Origin of the sequence: Microcystis sp. (assembly GCF_048564745.1) — a bacterium.
GTDB lineage: Bacteria > Cyanobacteriota > Cyanobacteriia > Cyanobacteriales > Microcystaceae > Microcystis > Microcystis ichthyoblabe_A.
The window spans coordinates 1-3,579 of the sequence record NZ_JBLZRT010000196.1 but is presented as its reverse complement, the minus strand read 5'-3'; the positions used below and the strand labels follow the sequence as shown (position 1 = coordinate 3,579).

General features: G+C 37.8%; 3 protein-coding genes and 3 pseudogenes. All 6 read left to right on the top strand.

Annotated features, from left to right (window positions below; translation table 11 throughout):
* Positions 1-140: 140 nt before the first annotated feature.
* Positions 141-236, top strand: a pseudogene (locus ACOCD9_RS20380) (transposase); the annotation flags it as partial.
* 35 nt (positions 237-271) lie between these two features.
* Positions 272-421, top strand: a complete 150-nt coding sequence (locus ACOCD9_RS20375; RefSeq protein ID WP_287967354.1) for a hypothetical protein — start codon at positions 272-274, stop codon at positions 419-421.
* Between the two features lie 746 nt (positions 422-1,167).
* A pseudogene (locus ACOCD9_RS20370) lies at positions 1,168-1,308 on the top strand (IS30 family transposase); the annotation flags it as partial.
* A gap of 140 nt (positions 1,309-1,448) precedes the next feature.
* Entirely contained in the window at positions 1,449-2,465 is a 1,017-nt protein-coding gene (locus ACOCD9_RS20365) for an Npun_R2821/Npun_R2822 family protein (protein WP_106909302.1), read from the top strand.
* A gap of 237 nt (positions 2,466-2,702) precedes the next feature.
* Positions 2,703-2,888, top strand: a pseudogene (locus ACOCD9_RS20360) (Uma2 family endonuclease); the annotation flags it as partial.
* Between the two features lie 3 nt (positions 2,889-2,891).
* Complete coding sequence (locus tag ACOCD9_RS20355; protein WP_002751022.1) at positions 2,892-3,104, top strand: hypothetical protein; 213 nt, start codon at positions 2,892-2,894, stop codon at positions 3,102-3,104.
* Positions 3,105-3,579 lie beyond the last annotated feature (475 nt).

Genomic DNA, 3,579 nt, shown 5'->3' with positions numbered 1-3,579 from the left:
AACTATCAACAACTCATGCTTGTAAAGCTTGTACAATAGGGCTTTGAGTTTTTGTTAGATTGATATTTATCAACTTTAGAGCATTGCTGGACAGAGAGGGAGCTTGGGGAATTTTCTACAGTGTAAGTTCGGAAGAACCTAATAAACTGAAGGTGATTAAAAGGAGAGGCTATGGATTTAGAAACTTTAAAAACTTTAGTCTTAGATGTTTATTAAATTGGCATTTTGCTAGTTGATTTTACATGGTAAGTTCGGAAGAACCAAAACTCTAATGTCTAAACTGCAAGTAAATGATCTGAGTCCTGTAATAGATTCTTTTGCCTTAACGGAAGATCAGGCTAAAAATATAGTGGGTGGTGGAGAGATAAAGATAGAGTTTGAAGTTTGGGGTGTAAAAGTAACGATTACAATTGACATCTAATCGATTCCTTCAAAAATTATTAGAGGAGATGATATTTGTTTAAATTCTCCTCTAATACCTCGGCTCTTCTGAGTATAGGGTGATAAAACCTGCTTATCCTTTTTGCCACAAGGCTTTCAGGGTTCGCCATGTCGCCAAATTCTATCTGGTTATACACTTTATAACCCCAAAGTCGGGAGAGCCGATACCTCAAGGTTTCAAAATATTGACGCTATCTATTATAGGAGAATCTTAATGGCTAAAATTTCCATTGCTAATCTAAACGCTAACGAGTCTAAATTTTCCCTCCTCCCTCTTGGGGAAACGGAACTAATTAAAACAGCAGTTGAACGCGCGCTCGATACTCGCCGTATAGGTGGCGGCATAAATATTAAAATCGGATACTTTTTACAGTGTTGGGTTTCATGCTTCAACCGTTCGGACCTCGGCGTGAGACTTCGGCGTGAGACTTCGGCGTGAGACTTCGGCGTGAGACTTCGGCGTGAGACTTCGGCGTGAGACTTCGGCGTGAGCTCAGTCGAACGCTCAGTCGAACGCTCAGTCGAACGCTCAGTCGAACGCTCGGTCGAACGCTGAGCTCACGGCCGAAGCCCACACCCTGCCCCCACCAACAAACTTTTTCAGCAGACCCTAAATATATAGCGTTTCCCAATCTCATGAGGTACACCAAAATCTTAACTCCTGACTCCTCAAAACTTAAGACTCTGTACCTCACAACTATGAAAATTGCTATAAGATGAACGTAGAATTGTAAAATCCTTAAGCCAGAGGAGGTAGAAAGAGCCGTAAACTTGATTAACAATCGTCCTCGAAAATGTCTTGACTATCGTATCCCGAATGAGGTATTCTATGAAGGTAGATTAGACAGTGATGCAATTCAGACTTGAATTGGCCTACTAAAGATAGGGGACTTGCGGAGGAAGGAATAATATCCCAGCCAGACAATCGCTCTGTAGAAGAATCAGACAATCCCTAAATGTACATGATCAAAGCTCAAGTCGCTAGAGCAAGAAATTAAGGAGTTAGAATGTTTTCAAAGAGAGGAATATATACGTTAGCTAATGATAACTTATACGATCAGCTAATTGCCCTTATTAATAGCATCAGGACTAATTATGACAAAAATATTCCAATCTGCATAATTCCTTATGACGATAGGGTTGACAAAATTAAATCTCTCAAGATAGATAATGTTTTTCTTTTTGACAATCAATCATCAATTGAAAAATGGTCTAATTTTGCATCAGAAGTATGGAGCGATCAGAGGTTTCTATCTCGAAAGAAATCTGCTTGGTATCATGGGTCAAACACCATAAGAAAACTATGTTCATTTGATGGTCAATTTGAATACTTTGTCTATATTGATAGTGATGAGCTAGTAATGTCTTCATTAGAGGATTGCTTCAATAAACTAACAGAGTATGATTGTGTTTTTGACGACTGGGAACATAATAAAGAAGACTGTTTTCTAGATACCAAAATGATTATAAGAAAATATCCATCTCGTGCTATTCAAGACATAAAATCTTGTTGTCATTGCTCTGATTTTTTCGCAGCTAAATCAAGCTTGTTAAATTCCGACACTTTAGCGCAAATTAAACTTGCACTACTGCATGAAGCGGAAGTGAACTTTATCAATGAGAGAGGTTGGTGGGATGAGGTCTACCTTTTTAGCTATATTACGTTTAAACTTAACTGGAAATTTTTCAACTATACGTTGAGTGAAAAATCTGAAGAGAGAACTGGAAATATTGCTGGTGTAAATCCTTTTGTGGAGAAGGATTATGTGCTTTACAACAAGCAAGGATTAAAGCCAGTTCACAGAATTCATTATATGGGTTATGGCTCAGATAGATTCAAGAGGTTATGTGGCGGAGAAGATATTGATATACCGCATCGAGACGTTTTTCTGTATTACAGATTTTTGGAAGAACCTGAAGCAAAACCGAAGCGCCTCAAGAAAGCAAATTTTTTAATAAAAGCTATGCATTCACTTGAGAAAAACTTAAAAAAGTTAAAAAAGAAGGTAGCCAATTTGTTTTGATGGACATGATCAACTACTTTACTGTGTCTGCATCTTGTCCAACGCATCTTAAAGAACACATAACAGTTTTACTAATACACCATTCTAGCTCAATACCAAGACTTCCCCCATACAGTCCTTACTGCCTGGAGCTTCTCAGAAAAAATTGACAAGCGATTACTGGGTACATTTTCCCCTTGAAAATGGCTGTACTGTTTACTGTATCTAGAGTAGAGCGATTCCACGGTTAAGTTCAGATATATTAAACTTGAACCCGATAGTCGAGGGATAATTTACTCGCAGGTTTTCCCCGATCTTTGGTTAGATGTTAATGCTTTATTAGGGGGTAACTTGGGACAGGTTTTGACAGTTTTACAGCAAGGTTTAGCCAGTCAAGAACATCAAGACTTTCTGAAAAAATTATCTCAAAAAACTGATAACTGATTTATGTGGCATCCTGACGCTTATCAAGCTTTAATTGCCGAAGATTATCCTCAAGTTGCGGCAATCTACGAGGAACTAATCGATAACAATCCCGAAAATATTTCTGACTATTGGTACTTGGGAGTTGCCTATCTTCTGCAAAATTTAGAAGCAGAAGCGCAGGTAATGTGGCAAAATGTTTTAAGAGGAGGTAATCCAGAAAAAGTCAAGCAATAGCAAGCAGAATTAGAAGCAGTTTTAGATACAGAAGCGCGACGACAACAAAGAAAAGGTGATCTGGCAGCTGTAGAATATTTTCGCTATCATCTACAGGAAATTGTTCCCAAGTCAATTAATAATTTATTAGCTTTATTCGACTTAGCTTGAGATTTAGAAATATTCGATCCAGAAGAACTACTTATACCAATTCTCCAAAGTCTGACTACAGAAGTTTAATCCCCCTAAATCCCCCTTAAAAAGGGTGACTTAAATTCGATGTGTAGTTTTCATTTAGAGAAATGGTATTAATTATCCTATTCAAGACAATCTCAGATATAATCCTAATCGAGAATTGCTTTTAAATGTAGTTCTCAAAAGTCTTTTATATCCCCACGAATTAACTTTAGATTTAGCTCAAGCAAGTTTACCCTATCTAGAGGAATTAGCTGATAGTTTGATCCCGCAAGCTTTTCAGATAGCATCACGAGTCACC